The sequence below is a fragment of the Bacillota bacterium genome, from assembly GCA_040755295.1.
Taxonomy (GTDB): domain Bacteria; phylum Bacillota; class Desulfotomaculia; order Desulfotomaculales; family Ammonificaceae; genus SURF-55.
On the sequence record JBFMBK010000011.1, the window covers coordinates 1 to 16,276 of the forward strand.

Consider the following 16,276-nt stretch of genomic DNA (forward strand, 5'->3'; position numbering starts at 1 on the left):
CCAGCACGTAGCGTTCGTCCTGAACCAGGATCGCCTTATAGCGCCCCTGGAAAACATGCCCGGAACGCCGGTACTTGAGGTTGTAATACCGTCCATAGTTGCCGTTGATCCGGTGCATGATGTTGTTCAAGGGTTTCTGCTGGGTCTGTAGGAGAAGATGATAATGGTTACCCATCACGACGTAACCGAACAGCCTGAACCCCAGACCTCGTTTAGACTGTTCTATCTGCTTGACAATGTACTGCTTGTCGTGATCCTTTTCAAAGATGTGCTCCCTGTTGTTCCCCCGCTGGATGACGTGGTACACGGCATCTTCATATTCGATCCTTGGCTTCCTGCCCATAAGAAAAACCTCCCATGCCATTGTAACAGGAGGTCCTTGTTATTTTCAATAAATAAGTTAATATGTTAGGTGCCTGGCACCACCTGCCCCAAGTTCGATATCTCCGTATTCGCTGCGGACGGTCTTACGGCTGTGGCCGTTTCGCCGATTGTCGGTCTCTTTGTTTTTGGCGTCGTTCTTTTCGTCGTCGTTCTTTTCGTAGCCCAGGGTATGATCCATTTCGGCCTCCAGCATTTCCTGGAGGGTCTCGGAGAACAGGTCCCGCAGCATATCCTGGACATCATCGGTGGTCTTGAGGTTGTTCTCTTTGATGAACTGCTTGAGTTGTTCGCGGGATACCAGTTTCTTCTTTTCCATTTGCCTTCCTGCCTTTCCGTATTATTGTACTTTCGGAAAGGACAGAAGCACAATTTATTTTACACACTCTCAGACCGCCACACCCGCTGTATGCGGCAATTTTCCCCGGCTACGCTTCCTGGCACTACCGCTACCCATTAATGAACTCATAATACTTTGAATATTGTTCTTTAATCCAAAAATAAGTTAGTATGAGACTCACTAACCATAAATACATCCAACCATAAATAGGTTCTTGAAACAAAATTTCTTTTTTCCCTAGCAATAGTGTAATCATATCGATCAAAAAGAGAATTATTACCCATAATTGCACTTTGTAGATCTGCATTCGTGCAGATCGTGGTTCTTTAAGTAACACATAATTAATAGCTAATAAAAGACCCGTGCCAATGAAGGTGAATAAAACCAAAGGGTATATCCATTTAGGATTATAAGGCTTAATAATCGATTATCACCTCGTAATAACTCATTCAACCTCTACTGAAAATTCTAGCCCTATAATACGCGCTAATCCTAATCTTATTGAAGGGGGTATACGGCGAATTTCTGCAACACCACCAATAGCTCCAAAGTCTGCTGCACCCTTTAATTTAAGCTTGTTGCCAAATACTTCGCAGATAAAGGTTCTTTCTGCTTCTACAAAATAACCCTTAACACCAAGCCCAATATGCTGTTTCTTAAACGACAATGCAGCGTTACCTTGAACCCCTAACAACCTGATGTTCGCTGTTCCATTATCCCTATATTCAGGAATATCAAGAATACCCGCCTTTTTATCAGCATATATGTCAAGTGGTACCAACCTAACAGTCGGTTTCGGTCCTTCAACAAAAGGACCATGGGGGACATAGGGACCAGTAGGTGGATTCAACTTCGGTGATGTGCTGCTTTGTAAAGTCTTAGTCTTAGCAAGACCGGCGAAATCGCTGTAAAACAGGCTGTCCGGAACCCATACCCGACCGTTTATATATCTGATCGCCATATCATCAACTTTATAATATCTTGTTATATCGCCTAATTTCACAGTAGCCGTTCTACTCGCGCCATTCCACCCTATTGATCCGCCTACATTGTACCTATCCATATAATTTTCAAATAACTTTCTAAGCATTTCCGGGGTGAGGCCGCTCGGATCCACATTATCAACCGGATCATTCTCGCAGTACGTATATAGATTCAAGCTCAGCGGGTTGTTTACCTGCCCCTCCAGAGAATCTTCGCTGATGAATCTTCCGGTGACGGGGTCGTAGTAGCGGGCGCGCAGGTAATAGAGTCCGGTTTCCTGGTCGTAGATCTCGCCGGCGTACTTGAACGGGTTGCTTATCCCCTCCGTCCGGCTTGTAATGTTGCCCCACTCGTCGTACTCATAACTATTCACCACGTTGCCGCTTTGGTCAACTAGCTGGACAATATCGCCGTGCCCGTTGCAGATGTAGTAGTAATACTGTCCGGTGTTTGCGTCCTTCTTCGCCAGCACCCGGTCCGGCCCCCAGATGTAATAGGCCGTGATGTTCCCGGAGCCGTCCGACTCCGCAACGACCTTACCGTCCAGGTTGTAGTGGTACTGCACGGTCGTTCCCGACGAGTTCTTCTCGTACCGCAGCCCGTCTGGGCGGTACTTGAAGCTCGTGGTGACCGCGCCTTTGGTCACTTCCGTCAACCGGTTTCTCAGGTCGAAAACGGCGCCGAAGTTTTCGCCGTCCACGGCGGGCTGACTGCCCTCCAGCGTTTTGCGGTTCCCGCGCAGGTCGTAACTGTAACCGGTCTGCGTCCCGTCCGGGCGGGTAATGCTAACGAGCCTGTTCAACTTATCGTAGGTATAGACGGTAGGATCGTAAACACCCTCCTTGACGGACTCGATGTTACCGTTGTTATCGTGGGTATAGGTGTACTGCGACAGTACCTCTGTCCCTTTTTTGTTGGTCACGCTCTCCAGCCGGCCGAGCTTGTCGTACTCGTAGGACGTGGTCAGGTAAATGCCGCCGGCGAGCTGCGGGTAGGTGATGGACTTTAACTTGCCGTCCGGGTAATACTCGTAGTTCGCGCAGGACAACCCGGAAACGTCTTCCGCCTGCGCGCCGTTGGTCTGGACCTTGGCGAGCCTCGTCTTGTCGTATCCGTAGTTGGTGTAGAAGTAAGAAGAGGCGTCCCTGCCGATCGCCGCGGCGGTCATTCTGCCCGCCGGATCGTAGGAATTTCTATTGAAGGAAGAGTAACCGGTGAACTCGTTGTTTTTGTCTGTAACCTGCCCGGCCGGATTGAAGCCGAAAGCCGTATGGCCGTCGGGAGAATCGGCGACGTACGCGCGCGTATCGGAGGCGCCGAACGGATTGTCGTACAGATACTTGTACTCGTCGGTCGTCCCGCCGCCTGCGGGTGTACCTTTGTCCGATATTAAGCGTTTCTGCTCGTCATACCCGTAATTGAAGACGTTGCCTATCCGGTCCGTTCTCCGGGTGTTCAGCCCGAGGCTATTGAACGCGTAACGCTCGCTCTGTGATTCCGGGTCCGTTTTGGTCGTCATCTGCCCCAGTTCGTCGAACGACTTGTTGAAGACCACCGCGGCCGGCGCGGTGCTGTTTTCCTTGAGGCAGATGCCGGATATGCCGCCCAACGCCGTGTAGCTGACCTCCTCGAGCTGGTTGGCGGCGTCTTTGACCCTGACGACCCGGTTTAACGGATCGTAGGAATATTCTTTGCTGAATCCGTCTTCGTTAAGGTTCCTCTTCGGATCGGTGTAAGATTTAAGGTTCCCGGCGATATCGTAGGCATAGGTCTCGGATATAGCCCCGGAGGTGTCCGGCCAGTTCGGATAGGCCCTCCTCTCGATGGTCCTGTCCCACTGGTCCAGATAGGCCTCGACGACGTCTTCTTTGTAACTGTTGTTCGCCGGGTCGGCCTGGTGGTTGGCCACGTTCGCCGAAGATACGAAGTAGCCGGTGATCTTATCCGTCGTTCTGTCGTAATCGCTCTTCTGCAGGTTGCCGAAAGGATCGGTCATCTCGCACAGCGCGCCCCACGGGTCATACGCATAGCTGCTTGAGTTGCCCGCCGCGTCGACGGAATAAACAGGACGTCCCAATGCGTCGTAGTTGTACTGCGCCTTGTACACCCATTCACCCCGTTGGTCGTCCCACAGTTTCTCAAGCCGCGGATTGCCGAAACCGTCATAATAGCCGGATACCTTGTTATAGGTCCTGGAACTGCCGCTGCCGGTGTTGGTGAAGACGGTCTCCGACTCGACGAGCGTAACGGAAAGCCCCGCGTTTTCCGGGATAATCCCCGCATCGGAACCGATTGTCTGCGCGCCGGAATCATCGATGTATGTCTTCTGCTCCACCGAATACTGAGTACCGTCGATGTTGACAAAATCGGGGTACTTCACCGAGGTAGGCATTCCAAGAAGGTCGTACTCGTAAGCGGTTGTGCGTCCTTCGTTGTCCGCCGAGGTTTTGACCAGCCCCAGCAACAGGTCGTAAGTGTTTGTAGTCCTGGTCTCAACGGAAGCGCCGCCGTCATCCGTGTAGAAGGTTTTTACGACGGTCGGGAAGGCATATGCGGCCTCAGGGCCGCGGACGCTTACCGTCCTCGCCGTTTTCCCGCCCTCCAGCTGTTTGGTGACCTCCGTTACCTCGCCTTCCGAGGTGGTCGAATAACTGTAGTTCGCGGTCTCTCCCTTCGCGTTCGTTTCCGAGATTATTCTTCCTTCGGCGTTATAGCTGAACGTCTCCGACAACAACGTCTGCTCGTTCCGGTACCACTGCTTCCTGGTGATAAATTTATACGTGGGATCGTATTCGTAAGTAGTCGTATATTTCGCTTTCAAGCCCGCATCTTCTTTTTGGGCGTAGGTCAGCAACTGGGTGACGGTCTTCAGCCCACCCCAATCGTAATAAGACTTTTCGATGTAGTAATTATCGACCGCAGAATCATCTCTCCCCGGTTTGATAACCTTAACCAGCGTGGGTAGATATTTAAAATTAGCGTCAAACCGCAAGTTCTGTACTTTTTCTTTCTCACCGTTGCTCGCGGTTGTTTCCACCTCTATTTGCTGTTTGGAACCTTGGAATGATGTCTTGCACTGAAGTCCGCCGGTTATGTTGTACTGAGATGAAAAACCGTATGTCCCGCTTCGTTCGGTGGTTTCTTCAGAATCCTCTTCGGGGTATCCGGTATAATCTCCGGTGTATGAATAAAGGGTATCATTCAACCTTCCTTCATAACCACCTGATTTGCGTTCCTGGTCGTACCTTTCTTTTACCCGGTAAGTTTCGGTCACGCCCATACTGCCCAGGTTTCTCATGACCTTTTCATATTCATAGCAACTGGCGGATTCCCCGTACTTGACCCGGGTTAAGAGAAATGCGATATCGCTGTCCGCGCTTGACTCGTCCGTATTCTTGTTCATGAAATCAAACTTTAATCCGCTTTGCGAATACTCGTAATAACATTCCTTTCCCGTCGGGCCTTTCACGCAGGCCAGCGTCGGAACCAGGTATTCGTAATACGACGGCCAGTTCAATGCCACCCTGGCCGAGCCCTTAATGTACTGAAACTGAAGGTTCTCAACGTTTCCGGGGTCGTACACGGAAAGCGTTATCGTTCCGCCGCCGGAATCGGTCAGACTACCCTCGTAGTTAAAGCTTACGGTCCTCCCTATGCTGTCCGTTATCTGGGATATACAAGGGGAAGCATTTCTGATTATATGCGTAAACCTAATTTCGTTCCCGAAGCGGTCCTTTATCCCGAGCAGCCTGCCGTCCTCCGCAAAAAATGACGTTCGCTGATCCGCACCAACGAACTTGTATTTCGAAGAAACCTGCCCATTGCTGTACGAGCCGCTGTCTTCGAGGAATTGAACCTCCTTGCCCTGGTAATTCACCAGGTTGCTATCGCTGGTGTCCGGGGTAAAGGCCACGCGGTAGACTGATCCCGTGCCCTCGTGGAAATACATGTATTTAGTGCCGTCGTCATAAGTATAGATCTGCACGGACGGGAAGGCAAAAGACCAGCCGACCCCCAAGTCGTACCTTGACAGGTAGTAGTTTGGTATGTCCTTGATGCTTTTGTAATTGCATATTGTTACCGGCACCGTTGAATAGTCGGGTTCGCAAACGGCAAGGAATATCTCGTATTCATCTTCATAACCGTTTTTAAACAAATCATAAAACTCATACGCCAACGCTTCAGAATCAAAATAGTAACGCCTGATATATAGCGACCCGTCGGTTTTTGATTGGATATAGACGTCCACAAAAAGCATACTTGCCACCAACTGGGTTGTACAATCAATAGTCACTTCTTTTGTCCCGGATTCGGCCTGGGACGAGCAGTAAATCCTTCCGATGGAAAGGTCCAGCCCGTCCTTCCCGGGCAAATTGACGTCCGTAACCTTAAGCGTTAGAGAACCGGATACAGGGTCCACCATCTCACCTGCATTGAACCGGTCGGCATATTGCGGTTTTCTGGTCTGGTTAACCTGTTGGAGAGCGACCCTGCCGTTCAGGACTCCTTCCAATCCCTGCACTTCCGCATAGGCGGCGGCGCCCGGGAATAAATATACGATTGTGCCGAAGAAAACTATATTAAGCCAAAAGATTATTTTCTTATTCATTGTTCACTGCTCCTTTGGCTTTGTCCGGCGGCCTGAATTTTTTGCAGTGTTTCTTTTACCGGGAGATTGTGTTGTTCGCAGTTTCTGATTATTTGGTCCATGGTTGCTTTTGAAAGACCTGCCGTCTCTTCTTCCGATAAACCGTATTGTTCCATCTTTTCTTTAGAAACACCGGAGTGCATCTTCGTCGCCTTTTCTTTAAAAACAAGACGCCCTTTTTGTTTGTACCCGTCTATTAAGCCCTCAAAGGATTCAGTCCCGTATATATCCTCAAAAGCAAGAATAAGAAACTGGTCTTCCTCGTTAAACTGCTCGTCCAAAAGCTTCTGATATTCTTCGGGATACTTTTCTTTCAAGACCTTCAAAGAACTCTGCCGTCTCTCGCTTCGAATATCCTTTTCAATTTCCTCAAGATCTTTATTCTCATCTTTCTTTCTTTGTAACAAAATCTTGGGGTCCTCATAAATCCTGTTGCCGATCTCATCCGCTTTGAGGATGTCTTGCAGGGAATATCCCTCTTCAAGCAGTTCTTCCACGTCTTCCGGCTTGAAATTATAAATGTCACGCCGGCGAGGGTCATTAATACGCGTTCTTTCATAGGGACGATCGGCTTTTTCGCTCGAAGCGTCGACAGCCGTCGTAGTTACATCGGGTGGTTTATTCGCCGCTTCCTCGTTTTTCTGCAAGTCACTGCTTAATAAACTGTCCGAATTACTAACGTCGTTCTTACTCTGGTCTTCTTGAGCAAAGCTGACCAAGGCGATACTTAAGCTTGCGGCAATAAGAATGACCAAGATAATTAGTGCTGACTTTTTAGCTTTCATTCTCTTCTCCCCCTAATACCCTGCAAAACTGTACATCCTTTCCCGAGAAAAACCCAGAAGCACTTGCTTTAATGTTAGTTAACAAACGGGTTTACCATCTGGTACGAACGAATATATCAACCTTGCCGTTTGTATCTCCCGCCGCCAAATTCGTGGCAGACGACTGAAACGCCACATAACGCCCACCTTGGCTTATTGAGGGATAACTAGTGGACCCATTGTGTTGATTTGCTTGTACACCAGCGCTTGAAATACTCACTCGTTCCGTGTTCCCCGTCTGCCGGTCATGAACGAAAACATCTGTTATTCCGTTTGTGTCACCGGATACCAAGTTGCTCGCGTTCGACCAAAACGTTACGTAACGCCCGTCCGGGCTGATGCAAGGCGCATCACTCCAGTTATTCGCCTGCGCGCCGACGGTGGAAACACTCATGCGTTCCACCAAACCCGTCTGCCGGTCGCGGACAAACACATCCGCATAATTATTTGTATCGCCCGAAACAAGGTTGCCATCTGATGTAATAAACGCTACGTAACGCCCATCCGCACTGACGGATGGTTCCAAACCTCCATAATTAAGCTGCGCGCCGCCGCTGGTAACACTGACACGTTCTGTCTGGCCGGTTTGCCGGTCATGGATAAAAACGTCCACGGTATTATTGGTGTCACCGGACACTAAATTGGAGGCATACGAGTTAAACACCACATATCTTCCGTCGGAACTGATTGAAGGGCAGTCGCTGCCGCCATTCCCTTGGGTACCTGCGCTGGATTTACTTACCCTATAAGTTTGTCCTGTCTGCCGGTCGCGAACAAATACATCGCTCTGTCCGTTAGTATCTCCGGACACCAGGTTTGAAGCCAAAGAGTAAAAAGCTACATAACGCCCGTCTCCGCTGATCGACGGCAAATAATATAAATAGGAACCGTCGTTCGCTTGGGTCCCGCTGCTTGCAACGCTCACCCGCTCCGTGGTCGCTGCCTGCCTGTCCCTGACGAAAACATCCGTAATACCGTTCGTATCGTTAGATACTAAATTGTTGGCATTTGATGCGAACGCCACGTAACGGCCGTCTTGATTAATTGAGGCGTTCCAGCTGGCACCCTGGGACTGCGAACCGCCGTTTGAAACACTCACACGCTCTGTCTGGTTTGTTTGAAGGTTTCGAACAAAGATGTCTTTGTAGGAAGCGCTGTCTTCTGAAACCAGTCTTGTAACGGAATCAAACGCGACATACCGCCCATCGGCGCTTATCGAAGGATTAGCACTGTCAGCGTCCCCCTGCGAACCTCCGCTGGACAAGCTGACAAGAACCGTCTTTGCTTCAGAGACCTTGGTAAAGCTGAAGATATAATCCGCTACCAAGCCGTTTCCCGCATAATCCCGTACCGCTCCTGCCGGAACATATACACTATAAGCAGTAGGCTGATCCAGGTCCTGCACGGGATCAATACTGAGCAAAGCGCCGTTTATGCTGCAGTTGACGGCCACTGTGAGTGTGCCGTTTTTCAATGCAATATTGCCGTAGTTAGGCCCCGACTGAATATTTTCGCTGAAGGTGACAACAATCGTTTTATTAATGGGAACATTGACTGCTCCATTTGCCGGGTCTGTACTAATAACGGTAGGGGGAACATCGGGTGGTGCCACAGTCGTAAAACTGAAGGTGTAGGGAGCGTACAAGGCGTTACCGGCTGCGTCTTCGACCGCTCCCGCGGGGATGGTTACCGTGTAAGTCATGTTATAACTCAAGTCCCCATCGGGATCAACAGTCAAAGTACTGCCGCCCACGCTCTTTGACATCGGCACCGTATTATTACTTTCGTCTTTAATCGTGATACTGTCAAAGCTCCCGCCGGTTGTTACGTTCTCGCTAAAGGTTACTATGATGGTCTGAGTGTTAGGAACATTTGTCGATTGGTTGGCCGGGTTCGTACCGACGACAACCGGCACTGTTGTATCTAGCGGCGCCAAAGTAGTAAAACCGAAGGTATATGACGTATTCATTGCGTTCCCGGCTACGTCTTGTATCGCCCCCGAGGGAATGGTTACCGTATAGGTCGTGCTGTAATTAAAATTCTCAATATGATCAATAGTTAAGGTATTGCCGCTGATGCTCTTGGTAACTGAGACGTTGTTGTCGCTTACGTCCGTTACCGCAATACCTTCGTAGTTATTGCCTGCTCTAATTGTTTCATTGAAGTCTAAATTAATAGTTTTGCTGATTGGGACGTCAACCGCGCCGTCTGCAGGATCCGTACCGCTCACAGCCGGCGCTTCACTGTCGTTAATATAATAAGCCACAGTGAAGTCGCGTACCACAGGGGTCGCGTTCGCTTCCGTGGTGGATAGTACAGTCTTAACCTGTATATAGCGGCCTAATGGCATACTGTCGCCGGGAGAAATCACATCCTGCCAACCGCCCCAAGTCAGATTATCTACCGAAGCCTGCACCTTCCAGGCAACACTGGTGTTGGCCAGTCTTGTCTCTGTCCATGTTAAAGTGGCCGCCGTTGGCGTTTCACCCAGGTCATAGACCGGAGAGATCCATTCCGCGGAACTGTAATAACCCGCCGAAACCGTTACGTTCACGTCATCCAGCGACGGGGTCTGGGAGCTGTCGGTAGTTGACAGATTAGCCCGCCACTGTACCTTGTAGCCGGTTAAATCGGTTCCTTCCGGTATAATAATGTCGCCGCTGTTCTTGGCCGTCCATGCGCCCCAGGTCGAGCCGCCGTCGGGGGAGGTTCTGACCTCTACCGTCAAGTCGGTTCCCGTGGGGGTAGTTTTGTTATAAGTGATGGTAGTATTACCGGCTATGCCTGCGCAGGATATGTCCTGTACGTTATGGGTATAAGTGCCGTAAGACGAAACATCTGCGGTATTATAATAAAAGTCAACAATACCCCATATAGCCCAAGTGTCTACATTGGTTGGCATACTACCACCCGGGCCGGTTCTTCCTTCGTTGCAGGTAATATAATTACTATATATGGGAGTACTTTTCGGAATATATGAGTACGGAGGACCTGACTGTACAGAGATAACATAGGAAGTATTTGCCTGTAATATAATGGGGCTCATTAACGAAGCCTCTACCCAGTAAGTACAATTAACACCGCATGGCGTAATATTGACTTCGGCTAGTTTTGTTCCACTGCTACTATCCCAAATATGAACCGGAAAAGGTTCGATTGAAGAACCAGTGGAATTACCCATCCAAAGACGGAGTTTGGTAACAGGTAAAGCAACAGAACCGACCGTGAACTTCCATCCGTATTCAAAAGTATTACTCGATGCTGCATCCCAAGGTGTTCCAAGTGCAGTTATCCCGTAGCCCGAAATTACTGGTGAAGCAGGCAATTTCACCGCGTCGCCAACCGCCTGCGTGTTGCTGTGCGTCCCGTTGAAATCGGCGGTTAGCGTGTCGGTTTCGGAGAAATTCGTACCAGCTTGAGCTATTTTGATGTCGCCCGGGCTGGTGGTTGTATCGATATGAGTCTTTACTGTTCCGGCCTGCCAGTCGGGCTGAGACGATATTATCAACTTTGAAGTATTCATTGTTGTTGTAAATGTAAAGATGAATCCGTTAAGGAAGCTGTTTCCGGCTTCGTCTTTCACTCCGTCTTGGGGGATACTAACGGTGTAAATCATGCTGGAACCAAGATCAGCTACCGGGTCGATGGCAAGTGAATTGCCGCTGAGGTTTTTAACGGACTCTACCGGGCTGTTGTCAGCATCTTTTAGTGTAATACTGTCGAAAGCAAGACCCTCCTGCACGTTTTCCGCGAAGGCAACGGTAATAATCTTGTTTGCCAGAACGTTTGTTGCGTTGTCAGCCGGGTTTGTGCCGCTCACTGCCGGCGGGACGGTGTCAACCGTGAAACTCCAGGTTCTGGCTGTACAATTGCCGGTTCCGTCATATACCGATAAACCAACGGTATGCCGGCCGTCGGCCAAAGCGCTTGCGGGTGTGTAGCTTAGTTTACCGGTCGATAGGTTGAACGTATGCCCTACGGCAATTCCGTCGACCTTTAACACGATACTTGCCGTATCTATACCCGAAGGGTCGGTTGTTACCGCGCTGATTTCAGGTCTAGCATTATTGATTTGGCTTTCATCAACCGGCGTGAGACTGCTTACTGCAGACCCGTTTGCATCAGACGTGGTAAAACTGAATTCGTAAACCTGCGCAAGTACGTTGCCCGCGTTGTCCGTCACCGCCCCTGCAGGAATAGTAACCGTATAAGTGTTGTTGTCGGCCAGACTTGCATCCGGGCCAATTGTCAATACACTGCCGTTGATGCTGTTTGCGGCTGGAACGACGGAACTACCGGCATCTTTTAATGAAATACTGCTGAACGTGCTCCCTTGCTGTATGTTTTTATTAAACGTTACGTTAATGGCCCTCTCCACCGGAACACCGGTTGCACCATCAACGGGATCGGTGCCGCTTATCACAGGTAAAGAACTATCACTGGGGGCAAGGAAACGGACAAAGATATCATCAGCGTTGTTGGTATCGCCCGGAACCAGATTAGTTGCCGACGATTCGAACGCTACGCGGCTCCCGTCGCTGCTAATACATGCATTGTAGCTGCTGTCGTTCCCCTGTTCTTCAGTATTGGACACACTAACGCGTATTGTTTGACCAATACGGCGGTCCCGCACAAAAACGTCGGTTTTTCCGTTCGTATCGCCCGGTACCAGATTGCTTGCGACGGAGTGAAATGCCACATAGCGTCCGTCATCGCTAACGGAGGCATTGGTAGAGTCATTGTCAGCCTCCGCGCCGGCGGTCGATATGCTTACACGCTCGGTCTGCCCGGTCTGACGGTCGTGAATAAAAACATCCGTTCTGCCATTAGTGTCACCTAACACAAGATTACTCGCGCCGGAGTTAAAAACAACGTAACGGCCGTCCGCGCTGATGGAAGGATAACGACTGCTGCCGTTAGCCTGCGCGCCTGTTCCCGAAACGCTTACACGCTCGGTCCGCCCCGCCTGCCGGTCACGCACAAAGACGTCGTCTAATCCGTTGGTATCACCGGATACAAGGTTACTCGCGCTTGAGTAGAACGCTACGTATTTCCCGTCCGCGCTGATAAAAGGATCCAGGCTGTCACCATTCGCTTGTATTCCAGCACCCGCGACACTCGCGCGTTCGTAATTCACCATGTTCCGTTGGTATACAAAAATATCCGATTTACCGTTTGTATCGTCACTTACAAGGTTGCTTGCATAAGATTGAAAAGCTGCAACCACACCTTCACCGTTGACAGTGACAGAAGATGTGGAACTTGTGTCGTTACTCCGATTAGTTGTCGAGTAACCGCTCACTATCTCCGATACACTATGCACTTGTTGATCGTAGAGAAAAACATCCATTTTGGAATTTGTGTCAGGTTCGATTAAATTGTCGGCTAACGAGATAAAGGTTACGTACTGCTGACCGGCGCTTATGGAAGGTGCCACACAGTTATTATTCGCCTGAACACCGGAAGCGCCAACACTCACACGTACTGTCGAACCTGCCTGCAAATCACGGACAAACGCGTCGGCCCATCCATTCGTATCACCGGAGACGAGGTTCGTAGCCCAAGAGCTGAAGGCAACATAGCGTCCGTCTCTGCTGACAGCGGCATATATGCTTGCGCTGTCTGCCTGCGCGCCGCTGCTCGATACACTGGCCCGTTCAGTCCTGCCGAACATCGTATAAGCCGTAGTAAAGGTAAAAGTATAGCCCAAGCAATCATTGTTATAGCTGTCCTTTACGGCGCCTGCCGGGATGGAAACAAAGTAAGCGGTGTTAAGGGATAAATCGGCATTCGGGTCAATGGTAAGCACGGAACCGTTCAGATTCGTAGCCGCCGGTATTAAATTTAGATTAACGTCCTTCAACGTTATGCTGTTAAAAGCACTCCCTTGTTGCACGTTTTCATCGAAATTTACGGTGATGGTCTTGTCCAACGCAACGTTCGTATCGTTATTGACCGGATCGGTATTGACTATCACAGGCGATTGATATTTAACCGAGAAACCCCAGCCTTTTATCGTTACATTGCCCGAAATGTCTTTTACCGAAAGATCGACCGTATGGGCGGTTTGAGTTAAAATGCCTGGGGGAGTATAGCTTACTTTACCCGTCGCGGAATCATAAGCATGCTTCACCACACTCCCGTCCAACTTAAATGTAATACTTGCCGCATCTATCCCCTCAGGATCACTGACTAACGCACTTATCTCCGGGCTGGGGTTGTTGACCAGACTGTTGTCAGCCGGGGTCAATTCACTCACCACCGGCCCGTAAACATCCTGCTTTATCGTGGTAAAGTCGAAACTATAAGCCTGTTCCAGGCTGTTTTCCGCTTCGTCCTTCACGGCGCCTGCCGGAATATAAACGGCGTAAGTGGTGCTGTAACTTAAGTCTTGAATTGGGTCGACAACCAGCAGACTTCCGCTTATGTTGTAGGTGATGTCTACTACCGTGGCGCCGGTTTTAACACATATGCCGCTATAACTGTCACCCGGTCTTATATTCTTGCTGAAGGTCACATAAACGGTCTTATCCACCGGCATATTGCTCACGCCGTCAGCCGGATCTGTTCTGTATACGCACAAGACAGTCGCTTTGGTGACTCTGCGCAAGTTACCGTTCGCATCGTATTCATACGTAACCTTAAGACCATTATCGTAAGTAACGGATGATAATCGGCCCGAAACGTTATACTTGTAAATCGTGGCATTGGCCGGAAAGTTCAACTGTATCAGTAGTAACAGACAAAAAGCGATCATAGTGAAAAATCTCTTTTTAATCGTGGTCCCCTCCCCATACCGTATCTTGCTTGGATTTAGTGACAAATCAATATTCTTTTTGTAGACCGAAGAAGTTATTGTGGTTCCATCTAACATGTTATGGCATAATTTGTCGCAGGATTGTTCCCATATTAATCACTCAGGTAATGTTTGTCAAGGGGGTTATTTTGATATATATTGTCAGTATATTATAGATAAATACATGTATATGTTGTAAAATAGCATGTAAAATGGAAATAAAATTTACAGCAAGACCATCCGGCCTCATCAAAGCTAAGGTCATTTACACCCACACAGGATTGCTTTACGCAACCGCCGCTGAATAACACGTACCCTTATCCGGTGGTGCGCGAATATGCTAAAATAGTCCTATCGGCCGCGGCGACAAGCGCAAAGGGAGCATTCCGTCGATGTATCGTTTGGGCAAACGTACGCTGCCGCATGAACTTTGAACCTTGAACTTTAAACCATTTCTAAAGAGGTGAGTGTGATGATCCTTGTAACCGGCGGTACGGGGCTTGTCGGCAGGGCGGTAGTGAAGGAACTCCTCGATAACGGATTTGCGGTAAGATGCCTGGTGCGGGACCCGGAAAAGGCGCGTCTCTTGCTGGGCGATGCCTCCGAGTACATGCCCGGGGATGTGATGGACCTCGCGTCGCTCCTTAAGGCCGCTTCCGGCGCAGAGGCGGTGATACACCTGGTGGCGACCATCCGCGAGCAGGGAGAACGGACTTTTAAACGGATAAACGTGGAAGGCACGGTCAATACCGCGCGGACGGCGGTCGACGCGGGTGTGAAACGCTTCATCCACATGAGCGCCATCGGCGTAAGGGAGGGGCCCGCGTACCGGTATGCCCACTCGAAATGGCAGGGAGAAGAGGCGGTCCGCAACAGCGGTCTGGAATGGACGATAATCAAACCTTCCCTGATCTACGGCCCGGGTTTCGGCTTCTTCGACCGGATGGCCCAGTCCGTCCGGACTTCCCCGCCGCCTTTCGTCGCTTACCCGGCGGGCAAAACCCGTTTTCAGCCGATAGCGGCGCGTGATGTCGCCCGCTGCGTGGTCTCCGCCTTGAAAAACCCGGACGCCGTCCGGCGGGTTTACGAAATAGGCGGCCCGGAACACCTGACTTACGCACAGATGTTTGGGATTTATCTCGACGTCAACAGGATCAGGCGCATCAAGCTGCCGGTCCCGCTTTTCCTTTTACGTCTTGCGGTTCCCCTGATGGAAAAGCTCCTCCCCGACCCACCGGTAACCTCCGTGGAACTCAAACAGATGGACATCGATGTAATCACCGACCCGGACGCCGTCAAGAAGAACTTCGGCTTCGAGCCGGTAAGGTTGCGCGACGGGCTGGCATGCATCGCCTGACTTTGGGATGCATCGTCATTAGGCAGTTTTAGTTGAAAACCGTAGCACGATTGTGTACACTTATGGTAAGGTCAGTGAAGGAGGCGTAAGAGTAATGAGGTTTATTTCGGTACGCGAATTAAGGCTGCGGTCGGCAGAGATCTGGCGCCAGTTACAACTGGAAAAGGAAATGGTTATTACTTCCAATGGCAAACCGGTAGCCATTCTCGCAGGCGTCGAGGGAGAAGACGCAATCGAATATCTATCAACTTTGCGCCGCGCACGTGCGATGCTGGCGGTTAATAAAATCCAGGAACAGTCGCGGCGGAATGGCAAAGAGGAAATCTCGGCCGATGAAATAGAGAAAGAAATCCAATCCGTGCGGCAAAACCGCCCGCGATGAAGGTCGTACTTGATACTAACGTTTTGGTGTCCGGTTTGCTAAAGGGTTATAGCAACGCCGGGATGATCTTGCGGCTGGTCGCCGGGGGTTTAGTTCAAGTGGTTTACGATATGCGCATAGTTACCGAGTATCGAGAAGTTTTACTTCGTCCTAAATTCGGTTTCGAAAAAACCCTAATCGAATCCTTACTTGCCCAAATAAGGGAAGACGGGATCTTGGTTGTTCCGGAACCCCTTCCTGAAAGCCTCCCTGATCCTGATGACGAACCTTTCTTGGAAGCATCCTGGGCAATAGATGCCATTCTCAATACGGGCAACAAGAAACATTTCCCCCTGGCCGCATCTGGTAGAGTCCGGATTATGAGCCCGGCGGAATTCATTCGCTGCTTGGCGCGGCGCCACCGGCAAGACTTAACTGATTCAGCTATATAACGTAACCCCAAACTGAGTAAAATGACTGTCGAACGCGAACGCTGCTTTTTAATCCCTGTTCGTTCCATTACCGCAAACGTCGTGGCGTCCGTATAAAAAAAGGTTTTAGGGTTACTTTTTCCACCGGTCCGTC

At 50.0% G+C, this 16,276-nt stretch carries 8 protein-coding genes; 3 read left to right on the forward strand and 5 right to left on the reverse strand.

The annotated features are described in order from the left end of the window. The 5 genes from AB1500_09070 to AB1500_09090 form a co-directional block, all read right to left on the reverse strand. Nucleotides 1–343, reverse strand: a 343-nt coding sequence (locus tag AB1500_09070; protein MEW6183308.1) for a transposase, incomplete at its 3' end; no start/stop codon positions are given. Nucleotides 344–400: 57 nt separating this feature from the next. After that, complete coding sequence (locus AB1500_09075) at nt 401–700, reverse strand: transposase (protein MEW6183309.1); 300 nt, start codon at nt 698–700, stop codon at nt 401–403. A 466-nt stretch (nt 701–1,166) separates the two neighbouring features. Then, nucleotides 1,167–6,314, reverse strand: coding sequence for an RHS repeat-associated core domain-containing protein (locus AB1500_09080; protein MEW6183310.1), 5,148 nt, complete (start codon nt 6,312–6,314; stop codon nt 1,167–1,169). Further along, complete coding sequence (locus AB1500_09085) at nt 6,311–7,138, reverse strand: hypothetical protein (protein ID MEW6183311.1); 828 nt, start codon at nt 7,136–7,138, stop codon at nt 6,311–6,313. The genes AB1500_09080 and AB1500_09085 overlap by 4 nt, the downstream gene beginning before the upstream one ends. Before the next feature lie 91 nt (nt 7,139–7,229). After that, entirely contained in the window at nt 7,230–14,051 is a 6,822-nt protein-coding gene (locus AB1500_09090) for an Ig-like domain-containing protein (protein MEW6183312.1), read from the reverse strand. Between the two features lie 394 nt (nt 14,052–14,445). Here AB1500_09090 and AB1500_09095 point away from each other — a divergent pair, with 394 nt between their 5' ends. The 3 genes from AB1500_09095 to AB1500_09105 all read left to right on the forward strand — a co-directional run bounded on the left by AB1500_09095 (nt 14,446) and on the right by AB1500_09105 (nt 16,143). Further along, nucleotides 14,446–15,330, forward strand: coding sequence for a complex I NDUFA9 subunit family protein (locus AB1500_09095; protein ID MEW6183313.1), 885 nt, complete (start codon nt 14,446–14,448; stop codon nt 15,328–15,330). A 94-nt stretch (nt 15,331–15,424) separates the two neighbouring features. Next, on the forward strand, nt 15,425–15,712 hold the full coding sequence (locus AB1500_09100; protein MEW6183314.1) for a type II toxin-antitoxin system Phd/YefM family antitoxin: 288 nt from the start codon (nt 15,425–15,427) through the stop codon (nt 15,710–15,712). Then, nucleotides 15,709–16,143, forward strand: a complete 435-nt coding sequence (locus tag AB1500_09105) for a putative toxin-antitoxin system toxin component, PIN family (GenBank protein MEW6183315.1) — start codon at nt 15,709–15,711, stop codon at nt 16,141–16,143. Before AB1500_09100 ends, AB1500_09105 begins: the two co-directional genes overlap by 4 nt. Nucleotides 16,144–16,276 lie beyond the last annotated feature (133 nt).

Bases quoted from the DNA above. Each gene is read 5' to 3' on its own strand.
- AB1500_09090 (MEW6183312.1), bottom strand. From the start codon at position 14,051: ATGTTAGATGGAACCACAATAACTTCTTCGGTCTACAAAAAGAATATT.
- AB1500_09100 (MEW6183314.1), top strand. From the start codon at position 15,425: ATGAGGTTTATTTCGGTACGCGAATTAAGGCTGCGGTCGGCAGAGATC.
- AB1500_09095 (MEW6183313.1), top strand. From the start codon at position 14,446: ATGATCCTTGTAACCGGCGGTACGGGGCTTGTCGGCAGGGCGGTAGTG.
- AB1500_09105 (MEW6183315.1), top strand. From the start codon at position 15,709: ATGAAGGTCGTACTTGATACTAACGTTTTGGTGTCCGGTTTGCTAAAG.
- AB1500_09080 (MEW6183310.1), bottom strand. From the start codon at position 6,314: ATGAATAAGAAAATAATCTTTTGGCTTAATATAGTTTTCTTCGGCACA.
- AB1500_09075 (MEW6183309.1), bottom strand. From the start codon at position 700: ATGGAAAAGAAGAAACTGGTATCCCGCGAACAACTCAAGCAGTTCATC.
- AB1500_09085 (MEW6183311.1), bottom strand. From the start codon at position 7,138: ATGAAAGCTAAAAAGTCAGCACTAATTATCTTGGTCATTCTTATTGCC.